Origin of the sequence: Aquipseudomonas alcaligenes NBRC 14159, from assembly GCF_000467105.1 — a bacterium.
GTDB classification, from domain to species: Bacteria; Pseudomonadota; Gammaproteobacteria; order Pseudomonadales; family Pseudomonadaceae; genus Aquipseudomonas; species Aquipseudomonas alcaligenes.
Window position 1 is genome coordinate 1 of record NZ_BATI01000058.1, and the last position, 15,984, is coordinate 15,984.

Annotated in this window: 20 protein-coding genes; 15 read left to right on the top strand and 5 right to left on the bottom strand. The window is 60.2% G+C overall.

What is annotated here, in order from left to right:
• From PA6_RS21130 to lapG, 9 genes are all read left to right on the top strand, one after another.
• Positions 1–1,346 (top strand): dihydrolipoyl dehydrogenase family protein (locus PA6_RS21130; protein ID WP_021703035.1); only part of this gene is annotated, 1,346 nt, incomplete at its 5' end.
• A complete protein-coding gene (locus PA6_RS21135; protein ID WP_021703036.1) occupies positions 1,343–2,425 on the top strand; it encodes an FAD-dependent oxidoreductase in 1,083 nt (360 codons plus the stop codon). The genes PA6_RS21130 and PA6_RS21135, both read left to right, overlap by 4 nt.
• A gap of 80 nt (positions 2,426–2,505) precedes the next feature.
• On the top strand, positions 2,506–2,910 hold the full coding sequence (locus tag PA6_RS21140; protein ID WP_021703037.1) for a DoxX family protein: 405 nt from the start codon (positions 2,506–2,508) through the stop codon (positions 2,908–2,910).
• A gap of 287 nt (positions 2,911–3,197) precedes the next feature.
• Positions 3,198–4,238: an arsenite methyltransferase gene (arsM, locus tag PA6_RS21145; RefSeq protein WP_021703038.1), complete on the top strand. Its 1,041-nt coding sequence runs from the start codon at positions 3,198–3,200 to the stop codon at positions 4,236–4,238.
• An 11-nt stretch (positions 4,239–4,249) separates the two neighbouring features.
• A complete protein-coding gene (locus PA6_RS21150) occupies positions 4,250–5,065 on the top strand; it encodes a phosphate ABC transporter substrate-binding protein (RefSeq protein WP_043217237.1) in 816 nt (271 codons plus the stop codon).
• Positions 5,025–5,882 carry a phosphate ABC transporter permease subunit PstC gene (pstC, locus tag PA6_RS21155; RefSeq protein WP_161970002.1) on the top strand — a complete coding sequence of 286 codons (858 nt, stop codon included), beginning with the start codon at positions 5,025–5,027 and terminating at the stop codon, positions 5,880–5,882. Before PA6_RS21150 ends, pstC begins: the two co-directional genes overlap by 41 nt.
• Positions 5,879–6,709, top strand: coding sequence for a phosphate ABC transporter permease PstA (gene pstA / locus PA6_RS21160; protein WP_021703041.1), 831 nt, complete (start codon positions 5,879–5,881; stop codon positions 6,707–6,709). The genes pstC and pstA overlap by 4 nt, the downstream gene beginning before the upstream one ends.
• 4 nt (positions 6,710–6,713) lie before the next feature.
• A complete protein-coding gene (locus PA6_RS21165; protein WP_021703042.1) occupies positions 6,714–7,487 on the top strand; it encodes a phosphate ABC transporter ATP-binding protein in 774 nt (257 codons plus the stop codon).
• A 38-nt stretch (positions 7,488–7,525) separates the two neighbouring features.
• Positions 7,526–8,203 carry a cysteine protease LapG gene (gene lapG, locus PA6_RS21170; protein WP_021703043.1) on the top strand — a complete coding sequence of 226 codons (678 nt, stop codon included), beginning with the start codon at positions 7,526–7,528 and terminating at the stop codon, positions 8,201–8,203.
• Here the strand turns inward: lapG and PA6_RS21175 are convergent.
• Genes PA6_RS21175 through PA6_RS21185 form a run of 3 tightly spaced genes read right to left on the bottom strand, consistent with a single transcriptional unit; the run spans position 8,200 to position 10,309 of the window.
• A complete protein-coding gene (locus tag PA6_RS21175) occupies positions 8,200–8,679 on the bottom strand; it encodes an arsenate reductase ArsC (protein ID WP_021703044.1) in 480 nt (159 codons plus the stop codon). The genes lapG and PA6_RS21175 overlap by 4 nt on opposite strands.
• Positions 8,680–8,693: 14 nt before the next feature.
• Positions 8,694–9,476: a DUF6969 family protein gene (locus tag PA6_RS21180; RefSeq protein WP_052520211.1), complete on the bottom strand. Its 783-nt coding sequence runs from the start codon at positions 9,474–9,476 to the stop codon at positions 8,694–8,696.
• Between the two features lie 59 nt (positions 9,477–9,535).
• Positions 9,536–10,309 carry a c-type cytochrome gene (locus PA6_RS21185; protein WP_052520212.1) on the bottom strand — a complete coding sequence of 258 codons (774 nt, stop codon included), beginning with the start codon at positions 10,307–10,309 and terminating at the stop codon, positions 9,536–9,538.
• A 352-nt stretch (positions 10,310–10,661) separates the two neighbouring features.
• On the opposite strand from PA6_RS21185, the gene PA6_RS21190 reads away from it, so the two are divergent.
• The 6 genes from PA6_RS21190 to PA6_RS21215 all read left to right on the top strand — a co-directional run bounded on the left by PA6_RS21190 (position 10,662) and on the right by PA6_RS21215 (position 14,272).
• Positions 10,662–11,267 (top strand): RNA polymerase sigma factor, encoded by a 606-nt coding sequence (locus PA6_RS21190; RefSeq protein ID WP_021703047.1) that lies wholly within the window; start codon positions 10,662–10,664, stop codon positions 11,265–11,267.
• Between the two features lie 11 nt (positions 11,268–11,278).
• Positions 11,279–11,488, top strand: coding sequence for a hypothetical protein (locus tag PA6_RS21195; RefSeq protein ID WP_052520213.1), 210 nt, complete (start codon positions 11,279–11,281; stop codon positions 11,486–11,488).
• Between the two features lie 95 nt (positions 11,489–11,583).
• A complete protein-coding gene (locus PA6_RS21200) occupies positions 11,584–12,276 on the top strand; it encodes a TIGR04282 family arsenosugar biosynthesis glycosyltransferase (RefSeq protein WP_021703049.1) in 693 nt (230 codons plus the stop codon).
• Positions 12,273–12,998 carry a TIGR04283 family arsenosugar biosynthesis glycosyltransferase gene (locus PA6_RS21205; RefSeq protein ID WP_021703050.1) on the top strand — a complete coding sequence of 242 codons (726 nt, stop codon included), beginning with the start codon at positions 12,273–12,275 and terminating at the stop codon, positions 12,996–12,998. The genes PA6_RS21200 and PA6_RS21205 overlap by 4 nt, the downstream gene beginning before the upstream one ends.
• Positions 12,999–13,006: 8 nt before the next feature.
• Positions 13,007–13,792 (top strand): DUF547 domain-containing protein, encoded by a 786-nt coding sequence (locus tag PA6_RS21210; RefSeq protein WP_021703051.1) that lies wholly within the window; start codon positions 13,007–13,009, stop codon positions 13,790–13,792.
• Between the two features lie 69 nt (positions 13,793–13,861).
• Positions 13,862–14,272, top strand: a complete 411-nt coding sequence (locus PA6_RS21215; RefSeq protein WP_021703052.1) for a hypothetical protein — start codon at positions 13,862–13,864, stop codon at positions 14,270–14,272.
• 205 nt (positions 14,273–14,477) lie between these two features.
• On the opposite strand, the gene PA6_RS21220 is transcribed toward PA6_RS21215, so the two are convergent.
• Both PA6_RS21220 and PA6_RS21225 read right to left on the bottom strand, forming a co-directional pair.
• Positions 14,478–15,410 (bottom strand): HD-GYP domain-containing protein, encoded by a 933-nt coding sequence (locus tag PA6_RS21220; RefSeq protein ID WP_052168548.1) that lies wholly within the window; start codon positions 15,408–15,410, stop codon positions 14,478–14,480.
• Positions 15,411–15,559: 149 nt separating this feature from the next.
• The gene (locus PA6_RS21225; protein ID WP_021703055.1) at positions 15,560–15,856 is read right to left on the bottom strand and encodes a hypothetical protein; all 297 of its coding nucleotides are present in this window, start codon (positions 15,854–15,856) and stop codon (positions 15,560–15,562) included.
• Positions 15,857–15,984: the final 128 nt, after the last annotated feature.

Here is a 15,984-nt window from a genome sequence, read left to right on the forward strand (position 1 = left end):
CCAAGGCGTTGCTGCGTTCGGCCAAGCTGGCCAATGAAATGAAGAAGGCGGAAAAGCTCGGCTTCAAACCGATCAAGGCCGAGGTGGATTTCGCCGCGGTGATGCAGCGCGTGCAGCGGGTGGTGGCGGATGTCGAGCCCCATGACTCGGTCGAGCGCTACACCGGTCTGGGTGTGGAGGTGATCGAGGGCGAGGCGAAGATCACCTCGCCGTGGACGGTGGAGGTAAATGGTCAGAGCCTCACCACCCGTTCCATCGTGATCGCCACTGGCGCGCGGCCGCTGGTGCCGAAGATTCCGGGCATCGAGCAGGTGGAGCCGCTGACCTCGGATAACGTCTGGAACCTGCGCGAGCAACCCAAACGCCTGCTGGTACTGGGCGGTGGGCCGATTGGTTGCGAGCTGGCTCAGGCCTTCCAGCGCTTGGGCAGCGCGGTGACCCAGGTGGAAATGACCGAGCGCCTGCTGGTGCGTGAAGACCCGGAGGCCAGCGAAGCGGTAATGGCCAGCCTGCGCCAGGACGGCGTGGAGCTGCGCCTGCGGCACAAGGCCGTGCGTTTCGAGGTGATCGAAGGAAAGCGGCAACTGGTCTGTCTCAACCTGGCCGACGACAGCGAAGTACGCATCGTCTTCGATCAGGTGCTCCTGGCTCTAGGCCGGGTGGCCAACGTCAAGGGCTTCGGGGCCGAAGAGCTGCAGCTGGCCGTGCGCCCCAATGGCACTCTGGAGGTGGATGAATACCTGGCTACGCGCTTCCCCAATATCTTCGCCGTGGGCGATGTGACTGGCCCCTATCAGTTCACCCACACCTCGGCGCATCAGGCCTGGTTTGCCGCGGTCAATGGCTTGTTCGGCACCTTCAAGCGCTTCAAGGTCGATTACCGGGTGATCCCCTGGGCCACCTTTACCGACCCGGAAGTCGCCCGCGTCGGGCTTAACGAGCAGGACGCCAGAGAGCAGGGCATCGCCTATGAGGTCAGCCGCTTCGGTATCGACGATCTGGATCGCGCCATCGCCGACGAAGCCGCCCATGGCTATATCAAGGTACTGACCGAACCGGGCAAGGACCGCATCCTGGGCGTGACCATAGTCGGTGAGCATGCCGGTGAGCTGATTGCCGAGTACGTGGCGGCGATGAAGCAGGGCTATGGCCTGAACAAGGTGCTCGGCACTATCCATATCTACCCGACCATGGCCGAAGCCAACAAGTACGTGGCCGGTGAGTGGAAGCGTGCCCATGCCCCGCAGGCGGTACTGCGCTGGGTGGCGCGCTTCCATCAATGGCGTCTGGGAGACACCAAGGCGGACGCTCGGTCTGAAATCCAGGTGAGTGAGAAGGTCCTGTGAGTGGTCCGTTTGACCTATTGCTCGCAGGAGCGGGGCATGCCCACCTGGGTGTGCTGCGCCTATGGATGAGTGGACAACGGCCGAAAGGCCGTATCGGCCTGATCAGTCCAGGACCGTACGCTTGGTATTCGGGCATGTTGCCGGGGCTGTTGGCTGGCCGCTATCGCGCCGAGCAGTGCCGCATTCCCTTACAGGCGCTCTGCACGGCTGCCGATGTGGAATTGCTTGAGGGGCAGGTTAACGAACTGGATCCGCTCGCCAGATGTGTTCACCTGGCAGATGGCAGGCAGTATGCGGCCACCTGGCTGTCGCTCAATCTGGGTTCTGTACCCAAGGTGCCACAGGGCTCGGATACCGTTTTGGAGGTTTTACCGGTCAAGCCCTTTGAGACTTTTTTGCAGGGTTGGCAACGCTGGCAAAAGGCACCTCAGGCATTGGCCATTCTCGGCGGTGGTGCGGCAGGGGTGGAATTGGCTTTGGCCCTGGCGCCCCAGGTACCTGAGCTGACCTTGCTTAGCAGCGCTCAGGTATTGACCGGACATCCCCTTGCGCTGCGCAAGCGGGCCCTGCGCCACTTGGCTGAAGCCGGTGTCAGGGTGGTGGAGAGCATTGCCGTCGATTCGATTCATGGTGATGCGCTGGTCGCAGGTGACCGGCTCGTATGGTGCGGCGCAAGGGTGATTCTAGCCACTGGGGCCAGTGCTTTGCCCTGGCTTGGCAGGTCCGGTCTGGCCTGTGACGAGCAGGGTTTCGTGCGGGTCGGCAAAACCCTGCAGAGCCTCTCTCACTCGCATGTGTTTGCCGCCGGCGATTGCGCAAGCCTCAGTGCCACACCACGTAGCGGGGTGTACGCCGTGCGCCAGGGGCCTGTTCTAGCGGTCAACCTGAGCGCGGCTCTGTCAGGCCAGGCCATGACGCCATTTCAACCGCAGCGCCGCTCGTTGGCGCTGCTGGCTGATGGCCAGGGCGGTGCGCTGCTTAGCTGGTCGGGGATGACGGCCGAAGGCGAGTGCTTGGGGCGCTGGAAAGATCGCCTGGATCGCCGCTTTATCGCCCGTCATCTCGGCACCCAATCGTGAATCTATGACGACTCTTCCATCGGGTTGGGCAAACACCCATGCCGGCTTTCAAGGTCGGCCTTTCTAAAGGAGATGTTGCAATGAAAATCTGGACCCTGCTGTTGCTGCGTGTATCGCTTGGCTGGCTATTGGTTATCTGGGGCGCGGACAAGGTATTCAACGTCGAGCACGGTATGGCGGTGGCCAACAAGTTCTACTTCGGCTTTCTCGCTGTCGAAAGTGCGCTGCAGGTGGCCGGTGCGCTGCAGATACTGGTGGGCTTGGCCGTGGTCGTGGGGTTTGCCCGGCGCTGGGTCTACCCGGTGCAGGTACTGCTCAACGGTGCATCGCTGCTGGCGGTGATGCAGTCGGTTATCGACCCCTGGAGCTGGGTGTTTGAGGGCAGCAACGCGCTGTTCTACCCCTCGTTGATCATCTTCGCGGCCAGCCTGTTGCTGATTGCCTATCGCGATGAAGACAAGTGGGTACTGGGTAAAAAATACTGAGTTGTAACAAAGCACTGGATGCAAGAGTGCCCACTGAGTGTTCTGTAAAGCTTTCACTCGTTATTGAGTGAAATACAGGGGTTGCTCCTTTCCTCCCCGACCTTGGGGCTGTAGCCAATACAGCCCCTTTTTAAATCACACATAACCCTCAGCTCCCGTGATTTGGTGCTGTAACAATCGCGATGATTTTTTATCTAGTTAGTAAGTGACCTTTCTAATCAATCCACTTGATCAGCGTTTTCCTGTTTGCTGCACCTGACAGCGCACCCTATGAACAGAGGTTATCCATGCACGAATCAGTACAGAACTACTACGGCAAGGTCCTGCAGAACTCCTCGGACCTGAAAACCAGTGCCTGCTGCGATGCTTCCAGCATGCCAGCCTGGCTCAAGCCACTGTTGAGCCAGGTGCACCCTGAAGTGAGCGCGCGCTACTACGGCTGCGGTCTGGTGGCCCCCGCCTTACTGGATGGCTGCCAGGTGCTTGACCTGGGCAGTGGCTCCGGTCGTGACTGCTACGTGCTTGCGCAGTTGGTGGGTGCCAGCGGTAGCGTGCTGGGTGTGGATATGACGGCGGAGCAGCTTGCCGTGGCCAATGCCCATCTCGACTATCACGCCGAGCGCTTCGGCTTTGCCAATGTCAGTTTTCGCCATGGCTATATCGAGGATCTGGCCTCGCTGGAGCTGGCCGACGGCAGCTTCGATGTGATCGTGTCCAACTGCGTGATCAATCTGTCGCCGGACAAGGACAGCGTGCTGCGCGAGGCCTATCGCCTGCTCAAGCCGGGTGGCGAACTGTATTTTTCCGATGTCTATGCCGACCGCCGTCTGGCTGATGAGCTGCGCCAGGACGAGGTGCTGTATGGCGAGTGCCTGGGTGGCGCCCTGTACTGGAATGACTTCGAGCATCTGGCGCGTCGTCATGGTTTCACCGATCCACGGTTGGTCGAGGATCAGCCCATCAGCATTACCGATTCGGCGCTGGCGGAAAAACTCGGTGATGCACGCTTCTACTCGGCCACCTACCGGCTGTTCAAGCTCGATGGACTTGAACCGGCCTGTGAGGACTACGGTCAGGCGGTGATCTATCGCGGCAGCATTCCCGGCGCAGCGCACGCGTTTGTGCTCGACAAGCATCACCGTATCGAAACCGGTCGGGTGTTCCCGGTATGCGGTAATACCTGGCGCATGTTGCAGGACACGCGTTTTGCGCCGCACTTCCAGTTCATCGGCGATTTCAGCCGACACTTCGGCTTGTTCGAAGGCTGTGGTGGTGGTCTTCCATATGACCGACAAGCAGCGGTGACAGCCGCTACCAGCTGCTGCTGAGGGAATGTGAAATGCGCCTATCCAGCAGCTTGATGCTTATTTGCAGCGTTGTGCTGCTGGCGGCCTGTTCGCCTGAACAGAAGCAGACCGTCAGCGTCTCCGGCTCCAGCACTATCGCGCCGTTGATGGCTGACATTGGTAAACGCTTCGAAGAGCGCCATCCGGGTATCCATGTCGACGTTCAGTCCGGTGGAACCTCGCGCGGCATTCAGGATGCTCGCAGTGGCCTGGCGAATATCGGCATGGTTTCTCGGGCATTGAAGGCCGATGAGCAGGATCTGCAGGCCTACTACATTGCCGAAGATGGCATTGCCCTGATCGTGCATGCCAGCAACCCGCTAGAGGCGATCAGCAGCAAACAGGTGGTCGATCTCTACACCGGCCAGCTCGGCGACTGGCAGATCCTTGGCGGCCAGGCGGGTAGCGTGGTCAAGGTGCACAAGGCCGAGGGTCGCTCCACCCTGGAGCTGTTTCTTCAGCATTTCAAACTGGATAACGGCGCCGTTCGCCCGGACCTGGTGATAGGTGACAACCAGCAGGGCATCAAATCCGTGGCCGGCAACCCGCAAGCCATTGGCTACGTCTCCATCGGCAGTGCCGAGTATGAGGCCCGCCAGGGCGTGCCGATCAAGTTACTGGCCCTGGACGGGCATGAGGCCTCTACCGAGACGCTGCTGGATGGCAGCTATCCCCTGAGTCGTGAATTGAATCTGGTGGTGTTCGGTGAGCCGGATGCCAATACCCAAGCACTGCTGGCCTTTGCCCAGTCCCGCGAGGTGGCCGACCTTGTCCAGCAGCACGCCTTTGTACCTGCGCCACAGCGCTGATCGCCTGCTGCGCGCCGTCAGCCTGCTCTGTGCGCTGTCGGCTGCGGTGATCCTGTTGTTGATTCTGCTGTTCCTGACGCAGGCCAGCTGGCCACTCTTGCAGTCACCGAGCCCCTTGCTCGGCGCTGCCTGGCAGCCAAGCAAGGGGCTGTTCGGCCTGCAGGCGATGCTCGGTGTCAGCCTGCTCAGTAGTCTGTTGGCGCTGTTGCTGGCCGTACCGTCCGGTTTGCTGGTCAGTATCTGGCTGATTTTCTATGCGCCGACTTCCGTGGCCAGAGCCTACGCGGGTCTCGTTGGCCTGATGGCCAGCATTCCCTCGGTGGTCTACGGACTCTGGGGCCTGGTGGTGCTGGTGCCACTGCTCAATGCCTGGGTGGCACCCGGTGCGAGCCTGTTGGCCGTCGGCATTGTGCTCGGTCTGATGATTCTGCCGCTGCTGATGGTGCAGGCCGATGCGGTGCTGCGCGAGAGTGCCCGCCGTCATTTGCCGGCGGCCCTGTGCCTGGGCGTATCACGCTGGGCGGCGATTCGACGGGTGCTGTTGCCGGCGGCATGGCCACGGCTGTGGCCGTCGATTCTGCTGCAACTGGGGCGCGCCCTGGGCGAGACCATGGCGGTGCTGATGGTGGCCGGCAATGTGGTGCAGTGGCCAGGGTCGATCTTTGAGCCGGTGCGAACCCTGACCGCCAACATAGCCCTGGAAATGAGTTATGCCTCGGGAGCACATCTGCAGGCGTTGTACCTCAGCGGATGGCTGCTGCTGGTGCTGGCGTTGCTGCTGATGGGCTTGGCGCGTCTGTTCGGGAGTCGCACATGAGCCGCGCGGAGCATTGGCGCGGTTGGGCACTGGCACTGCTGGCGCTGCTGGTGGCCCTGGCGCCGTTGAGCCTTCTGCTGACGATCTTCGGTGACGGCTTCAGCTTGCTCGACTGGGCTTTCCTGACCGGTACGCCCGAGCAGGCAGGGCGTAGCGGGGGGATAGGCCCGATCATCCTGTCTACCGCTGCGGTACTGCTGCTGTGCCTGGCCATTGCGGTTCCCCTGGGGCTGGGGACGGCGCTGTTTCTGGTCGAGCAGTTACGTCCGGATGGTCGGCTGAACCTCGGCCTGCAGTGGGCGCTGGATGGGCTGGGGGCGGTGCCTTCGGTGGTGTTCGGCTTGTTTGGTCACCGGGTGTTCGTGGTTGAGCTGGGCTGGGGGTATTCGCTGTTGGCGGGTGGTTGCACCCTGGCTTGCATGGTCTTGCCACTGTTTATCCGCGGTTGCGAGCAGGCGCTGCGCGATTGTCCGCACAGTTACCGCCAGGCCGCGGCTGGGCTGGCCATCTCCCGGTTTGGTTACCTGCGCCGGATTCTTCTGCCATTCGCCGCACCGGGTATCGCGGCCGCCCTGGTGCTCAGTGCCGGGCGGGCGCTGGCCGAGACAGCGGTGCTGCTATTCACCGCCGGATACGTAATGCGTTGGCCTGAGAGCGTCTTCGACTCGGGACGAACCTTGGCCGTGCACATTTACGACCTGGCCATGAATGTCTCCGGTGGCAGTCCGGCGTCGGCGGCTACAGCCCTGGTCTTGCTCGGTTTCGCTCTGCTCATTCAATTGCTGGCCTGGCGTCTGGGCCGGCGTCCTGCCGCATTCGCGAGATAATTCCATGGTTCAGCCTCCGTCCCTTCGTATCGAAAATCTCAGCGTTCACTATGGCGGGCAGGGCGCGCTGCTCGGTGCCTGCCTGGAGGTGGCGCCCGGCGAGCTGATGGCTGTGGTCGGTCCGAGCGGATGTGGCAAGAGCAGTCTGCTATCGGCGGTCAACCGCATGAGTGATCTGGTGCCTGGCGCCCGTGTCGAGGGGCGGATCCTCATCGATGGGGTGGACGTGCTCGATGCTCAGGTTGACCTGCAGCAGTTGCGCCGCCAGGTCGGCATGGTCTTTCAACAGCCCAACCCGTTCCCGCTGAGCATTGCCGAAAACATCCTGTTCGCCCTGCGTGAGCATGGCGTGCGTGGCAAACAGGAGCTGCACGAACGCATGCAGCAAGCCCTGCAGGCGACCGGGCTATGGGAAGAAGTGCATGCGCGCCTGGATCGACCGGCGCTGAGCCTGTCCGGAGGTCAGCAACAGCGCCTGTGCTTTGCTCGCGCCCTGGCACTTGAGCCCCGCGTATTGCTGCTGGACGAACCCTGCAGTGCCCTGGACCCCATCGCCAGCGCCACGGTCGAGAGCCTGATCGATAGCCTCAAGGGCCGCTATACCCTGCTGATGGTCACTCATAACCTGGCCCAGGCCCGACGGCTGGCCGACCATGTGGCCGTGTGCTGGGTGCGCGACGGTTGCGGTTGCGTGCTCGACAGCGGTCCGGCCGGCAGGCTTTTCGACGGCGCCTGCGACCCACTGGCGCAGCGTTATCTCAACGGCTTGTTGTGCTGAGACGCTGAAGTCCTGGCGCTGGCCGGGAGGTGCTGGCAATGCTCTCGGTAGGACGGATATTTTCCCGGCTAATAGTCTCGTGCTTGCTGGTAGGCGTTACCGGTGGACTGGCGCTGACCTGGGCGGCCTGGGACTTTGAGCTGATCATGCGCAAGGCCGAGCTGCGCTATGGCAACCTCGGGCCTGTCGCGGTGCGCCTTCTGGAATGGCGGGACTTGCTCGGCAGCGACCTGCGAATGCCAGAGCTTGAAAAGCTGCGCATGGTGAATCTTTACTTCAACCGACGGTTGCGATTCTCCGACGACAGTCGAATCTGGGGGCAGCGAGACTATTGGGCGACACCCGTTGAGGCGCTGGTCAAGGGTGCCGCAGATTGCGAAGACTACGCACTGGCCAAGTACTTCAGCCTGCGCCAACTGGGTGTGCCTGCCAGCAAGTTGCGTATCACCTACGTAAAAGCGTTGCGTCTTAATCAGGCGCACATGGTGTTGACCTATTACCCCTCGCCGAAGGCAGCACCGCTGGTGCTGGATAATCTCATCAACGAGATCCGGCCTGCCTGGGAGCGTAACGATCTATTACCCGTCTATGCCTTCAATGCCGAAGGCGTCTACCTGGTAAAACAACAGGGATTGGAGCGCACCAGCGATGCCAAGCGCTTGTCACGTTGGCAGGATCTGCTGCGCAAAATGCAGGGTGAAGGTTTCTCCTTCTAGCCGATAGCGTGCTCGCCAATGGCTCTAACGGCAGTGCTGAAAGTCTGGCGATCGGATGGGCAGTCAGTCAGGGCAAGGAAGGCCTCGACTCGATCCTTGATGCGGGTAACGGTGCTATCGAACACTGCATCCACCTCACTGGGCGTAGAACCCAGTCCGTCCGGGTCGGGCAAGCCCCAGTGCGCCCTTATGGCATCGCCAAAGTAAGCCGGGCATGGCTCGGCCGCGGCGCTGTCGCACAGAGTGATGACCAGATCCGGGCGCAATTGTTCATGCACGGCGTGTGCCTTGCTGTGCAGGCCCTCGATGCCGATACCGGCGCGCTGCAGGGCTCGCAGGCTCTGTGGGTGTATCGTCCCCTTGGGCTTGCTGCCGGCACTGTATGCCCGCATGCCCTCTGGGGCCAGATGGTTGAAAATGGCTTCGGCCAGGATGCTGCGACAGCTATTCGCGGTACACAAAAACAGGATTTGCATGGTCTTCCCCAGGGTTAAGTTGGTGCCGAGGTCGTTATTTCATGGTTCTGCTGCGCGGCCAGCACCTGCTGGTTCCAGTCAGTGACCGATATGGGCAGGTAGCCGGTTATTTCCAGCGCCCGATCCTCGAAGACGTCGTGCTGCGGGTGTGCCGCCTGCCATGCCGCAATGACTTGGTCGCGATGGTCCAGTAAAGCCTCGATGTGCGGGCGGAACAGGCGCAGCAGGGCTGTAAGCCAGAGATTGGTCGGCCAGGATGGAAATGCATGGTCGACGCTGAAAGCCGGTAGTAGCTGTTTGACTGCCGAGGCCGGGTACCAGGTTTCACCAGTGACCCAGCGGTTGCAGGCGAACAGCCCGATGGGCTGACCCCAGGCATCCATGGACACAGCGATCAGGTGGGCGATGGCGTCTTCCCCGGTTGGCCAGGCGTCACTCTCCGCGGCAGCCGTGAGGGGTAAAAGATCGGGGGCAATACCCTGACCGCGGATGAACGTGTGGAAATGACCATGTTCGACCGCACCTTCGCGATGCGCGTGATAGTAGTACTGGGCGTGGCTGTCACGGTCGTACACATCCCCTTCGGGGTAATGGTTCATCTCGTAGAAGCCGTCGTGCCCTTTGAGCAGCTCGCCAACAACATTGCGTTCTACCTTGGACAGGGCTGCCTGACAGCGCTGCGCCTCCTGGGCGGCTGCGAGCAGTTGCCGACGTTCTTCGCCACTAAGGCGCACCGCCTGGGGCTCGGTGAGTCGGCATGAGGGCAAGGCACTGAAGACGGAGGACTTCTCTGACATGTAGGGCCTCAAAAAGAACCGGGGCAGAAGGAGGGGCTGCCCCGGTCAAGGGGACAGGGTTACTTAGCCGCGCAAGGCGCAGCTTTTGCCGCACAGGGATTTTTGGCGACACACGGGTTTTTCGCGGCGCAGGGGTTCTTGGCCGCGCACGGATTTTTTGCCGCGCAGGGATTGGGGCTAAATCCAGTTTGTAGGCTGGCGACATAGGTGGTGATGGCGGCCAGCTCCTTCGACTCCCAGCCCAGTGCCTTGGTCGCCATGGGTGCGACCATGCAGATCTGCACCATCTCGTCGAGAAAAACCTGGGACATACCGAACTGGTTCTTGGCCATGGCGACTTCGTGCGGATACGCCTTGGCAAAGCTAGCCTGGAACAGATTGCCACCTTGGTGGCATGTGGCGCAGGACAAGCCATTGCTACTCAACGTGGTGTCCTTGTAGAGCTTTTCGCCATAAGCCATCAGCTCGGCCTGATTGCCCTGGTAGGGGCGGTAATCCGCTGGACGCTTAACCGATTTGATCGCGCACGGATTCATTTTGGCCGCGCACGGGTTTTTGGCGGCACAGGGGTTTTTGGCAGCGCAGGGGTTTTTACTGGCGCAGGGATTCTTTGCCGCGCATAGGTTGGCTGCGCATGGTGTTTTCCCCGCACATGGATTCTTGGCGGCGCATGGATTCAACGCTGCCGGGGCGCAGCGTGCTGCGCAGGGAGCGCATGGAGTGGCAGCCAGGGCAGGGCCCGCCAATGCCATGGTCAGTACGGTAGCGGACACCATGCTGGCAAGCGGCCGTTGTTGATGCTGCAAGGGTTGGTCGGGACAGAAATGGCGCATGGGGGTAATCCTCGTCAGGCAGTCGTTTTTATAACCCTGTCCAATGCAGCTGCAGGGGCGGCGGTTGCCATTCGGCTTAACATGGCGGCTGATACTCCCTGGCCGTCATGCGGCCTGAAGATCAACTGATTCAGGCGCCCGCTGTTTTTCTGATGTATTTCTCCCGTTGTTGTTACGCAGGCACTCGTAAAAAGTTGTGGTGATGGGCTTACCCCGTTTTTCGTTGCGGACCAGGCGAGTACCTTTGGCTAGGGTGTTTACCTGCACTGGTGACGTATCGCTGTAACAATCAGGCTCATTAAGCATCCAAGGCTGAATGCAACTGAGCAGGCTCTTGCAAAGAGGACAATCGATGGACGATGAACAGGCGCTGATCAGACGGTTGCGAGCAGGTGACAGCAATGCCTTTGAGGTGGCGATCAAGCTGCACCATGGCTTCTTGGTGGCCATGGCTACGCCGCTGGTAGGGCAAGAACTGGCCGATGATGTTGCTCAGGAAACCTGGCTGAAGGCCTTTGCCGCCATCGGCAAATTCGAGGGCCGTGCCCAACTCCGGACCTGGCTCGCCAGGATTGCTCTCAATGAGGCCTACGCGATCATGCGTAAGGGGCGTCGCGAGGTGTCTCTGGAGGCGTGGGGGACTGATCCCGGCTCGCCGATCAGTGAACGCTTCACCGAGCAGGGCGCCTGGAACACTCCACCGACTCAGTGGCATCACGACACTCCCGAAGCCTTGCTGACCGAGGCGGAGTTGCACGAGTGCATCCGTAAGCACATGCACAAACTACCCGGTGACCAACAGAGCGTGGTGATGATGCGCGAGCTGGGAGGGTTGGATTACCCAGAAATCGCGAAAGTGCTCGGTTTGGCTGAGGGCAATATCCGTGTCCTCTTGCACAGGGGGCGTCAGCGCATGCGCGCCATGCTCAATCACTTCGAGGAGGTGGGGACATGTTGAGTTGTCGGGAGATGTCAGAACTGGGCTCCGAGATTGTCGATGGTCATCTCACCTTGCGTAGCCGCATGCAGGTGATGATGCATTTGCGCATGTGCACGCGCTGCAAGCTGTATATCAAGCAACTCAAGCTCACTGCCCAGGTGCTGCAGCAGCTTCCGCTGGAGATGGGCGATGTGGATGCCCATAGCATCGCCAGCAAGCTAAAGAAGCCAGATCAGTAGTCGTTTTGACGTGGCTGTAACAAACGCACCGGTCGTTGCTCTTATCTGCGCGGGCTGGCATGCCAGTATTGCCATTCATAGCTTCGGAGAGACCTGTGTTGGCGAGTGAAAGCTTATTGTCTGGTGAACGCTGGCCAGGTCTGGTTCTGCTGTGCAAGTGCCCGGCGCTGGGATATTCCAAACAGCGGCTGGCCGAGCAGATAGGTACCGAGCGTGCCTTCAGCATTGCCCAGCACTTGTTGGCGTGCGCGTTGGAGGATATCCACCTGTGGCCAGGTCATACGGTCCTGGCACCTGACCATCAGCAGCATCTTGCCTGGTCACGTGGCCTGGCGCTGGCGAGTGAGTGTCTGGCGCAGGGGGAAGGCAATCTGGGTGAGCGCATCAATCAGCTGGATGCTCAGTTACGCCATCAGGGTCATCAAAGTCTGATCTACATCGGCAGTGATTGCCCCGCATTGGGTTTTGCCGATTACAAGCGCGTGTCTTACCTGCTGGAGGAAAACGACAGCGTACTGCTCTCGGCTGAGGATGGTGGGGTTGTGCTGATGGCCTCCAATCTGCCCTGGCCGGATCTATGTGCCTTGCCCTGGAGCACCCCGCAATTGGGCGAAGCGCTTGGCGAGTGCTGTCGCCAGGCTGGTCAGCGTGTCGCGGTGGCCGGTCAACTGTTCGATATCGACCACCAGCAAGATCTGCGGCCGCTCTATGCATTATTGGCCGCGGACGCACGTCCGGCGCGGTTAGCCTTGCGCCAGGCGCTTGAACAGTTGGGGGCGTCGGGATGATGGATATTGCCCCTGTCAGCGTGATCATTCCTTGCTGGCACGATGAGTCGGCACTGAGTGAATTGCTCACTCAATTGCAGGGACTGACACAGAACACGCCGCAAAACTTGCAAGTGCTGGTGGTCGATGCGGCGCAGAGTTCCCTCTGTCATGACATCTGCCAACGGCATGGTGCGCAGTGGCTGCCCGCCCAGCCCTGTAGAGGGGAGCAGCTGCGTCTGGGTGTCAGCCATGCGAAGCATCAGATCCTGTGGTTTCTGCATGCCGACGCCAAGCTGCAGGGCAACCCTCTGTTGTCGATCACGCGTGCACTCGGTGCTGGTGCAGTGGGTGGTTACTTCGCGTTCCGCTTTGCCGGCCAGCCGTGCTGGCAAAGCCGAATGCTCGAACAGTTGATTGCCCTGCGCAACGCGTTCGGCGTGCCCTATGGCGATCAGGGTTTGTTCTTTGACCGCAGCATCTATCAGCTGTCAGGTCAGCACAGCCCCTGGCCGTTGTTCGAGGAGGTTGAACTGGTCAAGCGGGCTCGCCTGCAGGGTCGCCTGGTCGTTTTGCCAGATGGCTTGTTGGTCGATGCCAGGCGTTGGCAACGGGATGGCTGGTGGCGTCGTTCGTTACGCAATCGCTGGTTGGCACTGGGGTATGCCTGCGGCGTATCACCTCAGCGCCTGGCGCAGCGCTACAACTCGGGCAGGGCCACCAGTAACAAGGCAAAACCTTAGGAGAACTCATGCGTAATCTGCTCTTTAGCCTGCTGCTCATGTTCAGCGGATTGGCTCAGGCTGCCACGTTTGATCAGGGGCATGAGCAATGGTCCACCTTGCTTGCCCGTCATGTCGCCTGGGATGCGGTCGGCTTTGCCAGCGCCGTCGACTATCGTGGTTTCAAGCGGGATGAGGCCGACCTGGATCGCTATCTGGGGGTGCTTTCGGCAGTGTCGCGCGACCAGTACGACAGCTGGAGCAGGCCGCAACAGTTGGCTTTCTTGATCAACAGCTACAACGCCTTCACCGTCAAACTGATAATCGAGCATTACCCGTTGCAGTCGATCAAGGAAATCGGCGGCTTGCTCAGCAGTCCCTGGAAGCTGGAATTCATTCCCTTGCTTGGGCAGACGATGAGCCTCGATCAGATCGAGCATGGAATGATCCGCGAGCCTGGGGTGTTCGATGAGCAGCGTATTCATTTTGCCGTCAACTGCGCCTCGATTGGCTGTCCGGCGCTGCGCCCGGAGGCCTTTATCGCGGAGCGACTGGATGTCCAGCTGGAAGATAGCCAGCGCCGCTTCCTCAGTGATCATCGGCGCAATCGGTTTAACCCAGAACAGCAGCGCTTCGAGGTCTCAATGATCTTCGACTGGTATGGTGATGACTTTATCAAGCGCAGTGGCTCGCTGCAGGGGTATCTCCAGGCGCACATCCGATGGTTGTCTGCAGGGGCGGAGGTTGCGCCGACTGAGCCTGAGCCAGACATCGAGTTTCTTGATTACGACTGGTCGTTGAACGAGCAGCTCTGACGGTTGTGTAGGCCCTGCGCAAATCACGTGGCGGTCAGCTCGTCACATCCCCTCCAGAAGAATGAAGCCATGAACCGATTCGTTGAGATTAACCGCCAGCTCTGGCTGTCCTTTCGCCGTCTTCCCCTGTGGGTACAGGTTTGGATGGCGCTGGTGCTGGTGCCAGTCAATCTGCTCAGTTTCCTTGTGCTCGAATATCAGGCGGCGCAGATGGTCGCTCTGGCGGCAGTCTTGGCCTTGGGCAGCAATATGCTCCTGCTTTACCGGTATGCAGGATTCAGTCGAGCGATGGCGCTACCGCACCTGGTTGTCTGGGGGCCTCTGCAGATTCTGCTACTGATGCGCGTGTTGCAGACCCCTGCTCCGGATGCAGGGGAAGTGATGTTTATCGGTCTCGTGTTGCTGGTAAACGGCATCAGCCTGATCTTCGATCTGCTCGATACCTGGCGCTGGTGGCAGGGCGAACGTCAAGTGTTCTGATGCACAGCCTTGAGACCGCTATAGGCTGATACCGCAAATGGCACCAGATAGTTCAGAAGCAAGTGCTGCACCGATAGTTCAGCGGACCCGAGCAGAACATCACTCTGGTTGATCAGGTTCAGCAGGGTGCCAACCACCAAGGCTACTTTGCCTGAGCGATACAATAGCCGAGAGTGTGCCGGAGTAATCGGGGGTAAATGCATGGTCATCCCCCCTGCTGGCTCGTGCTGAGCATCAGCTCCAGCGACATGTTGGCAGCGGCCTCAGCTACCACCCGACGGATCAGGCCATGATCAGCTTCAGGTTCCAGGTCACGGGGGGAGCCCTGTCGCCCTGTGGGCTCGGCTACCAGCTTATGCTCTGCACTCTTCAGCTCGAACTCACCCGCACAATTGCGGCAGTAAATGTGTTCCCCTGCATGACTTTCCCGGGTCAACACCAGCGTTGGGCCACACATGGGGCAGCTCTGCAGAGGGATGCCTTCATCTGAGTGGCCCATCACGTGATCCAGTACGCCTTGGCGCCCCAGTTCAACAAAACGCTCACTCAGTTGCAGGTCAAACTGACTGCCGCTCTGGCCCTGAATAATTGCCAGTGCCTGGCCTCTGCTCATGCCAGCCCGATACGGACGGCTGCTGGTCATGGCATCAAAGGCATCGCATAGCCCGACAATTCGCGCATCGATATGCAGTGCGTTACCGCTAAGGCCGCGCGGATAGCCCTTGCCATCGGGGCGCTCATGATGGCTGTAAACGGCCTCGCGCACCAAGTTCGCCAGCGGGTGACCGGCAAGCATGCGCAGGCCTTGCTCTGGATGGGTCTTCACGACCGCATATTCGTCGTCGGTCAGCGATGAGGTTTTACGCAGAATCGCATCGGCGATGCCGATCTTGCCGAGGTCGTGAAGAAATCCGCCCAGGCTTATTCGTGCGGCTTCAGGCGCAGAAAGACCGGCGGCAGTGGCGAGCAGGTGGGCGTAGCGTGAGACACGCCAAAGATGCCCGCCTGTATAGGGGTCGCGAGCTTCAACAAACCAGGCCATGGTCAACAGGCTGCTGAGCAGAGCCTGCGTCGCCTCAGTAGCGGCCGTTGATGAGGTTGAGTTCCTGCCAAACCAGCTAGCAGCGAATGAAAGCATTAGGAGAGTCTCCAGGCCTGTGTAGGGCTTGAAACGACAGTCTTCAGGCTAATGACGGATACGTGCTAGGAAGTACACATCCTTGTGCACAGGGGAAGCCGAAGTGTTCGGCTCGCAGGACCATACCCGAAAAAGCCCGAGAGTTGCCATTATTTCTGGCTGCGGTGAACGTCGCGAATTTTCAGTTGGGAGGCGCGATTTTGATTCGTAGCCCCCTGGCCCTCGGACCATTGCAGGTTGTCCTGCGGACCAGAGGCGGTTGGCTGCGTTTCCATAATCTGCGCCACACGCTCCTCTATTGATACCGCGGAGCGCTCGGCAATCATCGCGTCATTTTGCAGTCTGAAATTCGCGAGACGCTCGCTACCGTCCTCCGCATGGACCGTGACTACGCTACTGGCGAGCACCAGCATCAGGGCTGCTGTTTGGCTCAAAAGTGATTTCATGATGGCAATCCTCGATTGATGTGTTCATCAATCAGATGATTGGCGAGCTGCTTTATTACAGTGCGCTTTTGGCGACCTCTCCGGGGGGGGCAGTCTTTTTCTCGGAGCTCAGGAGTCGGTTTATCGAC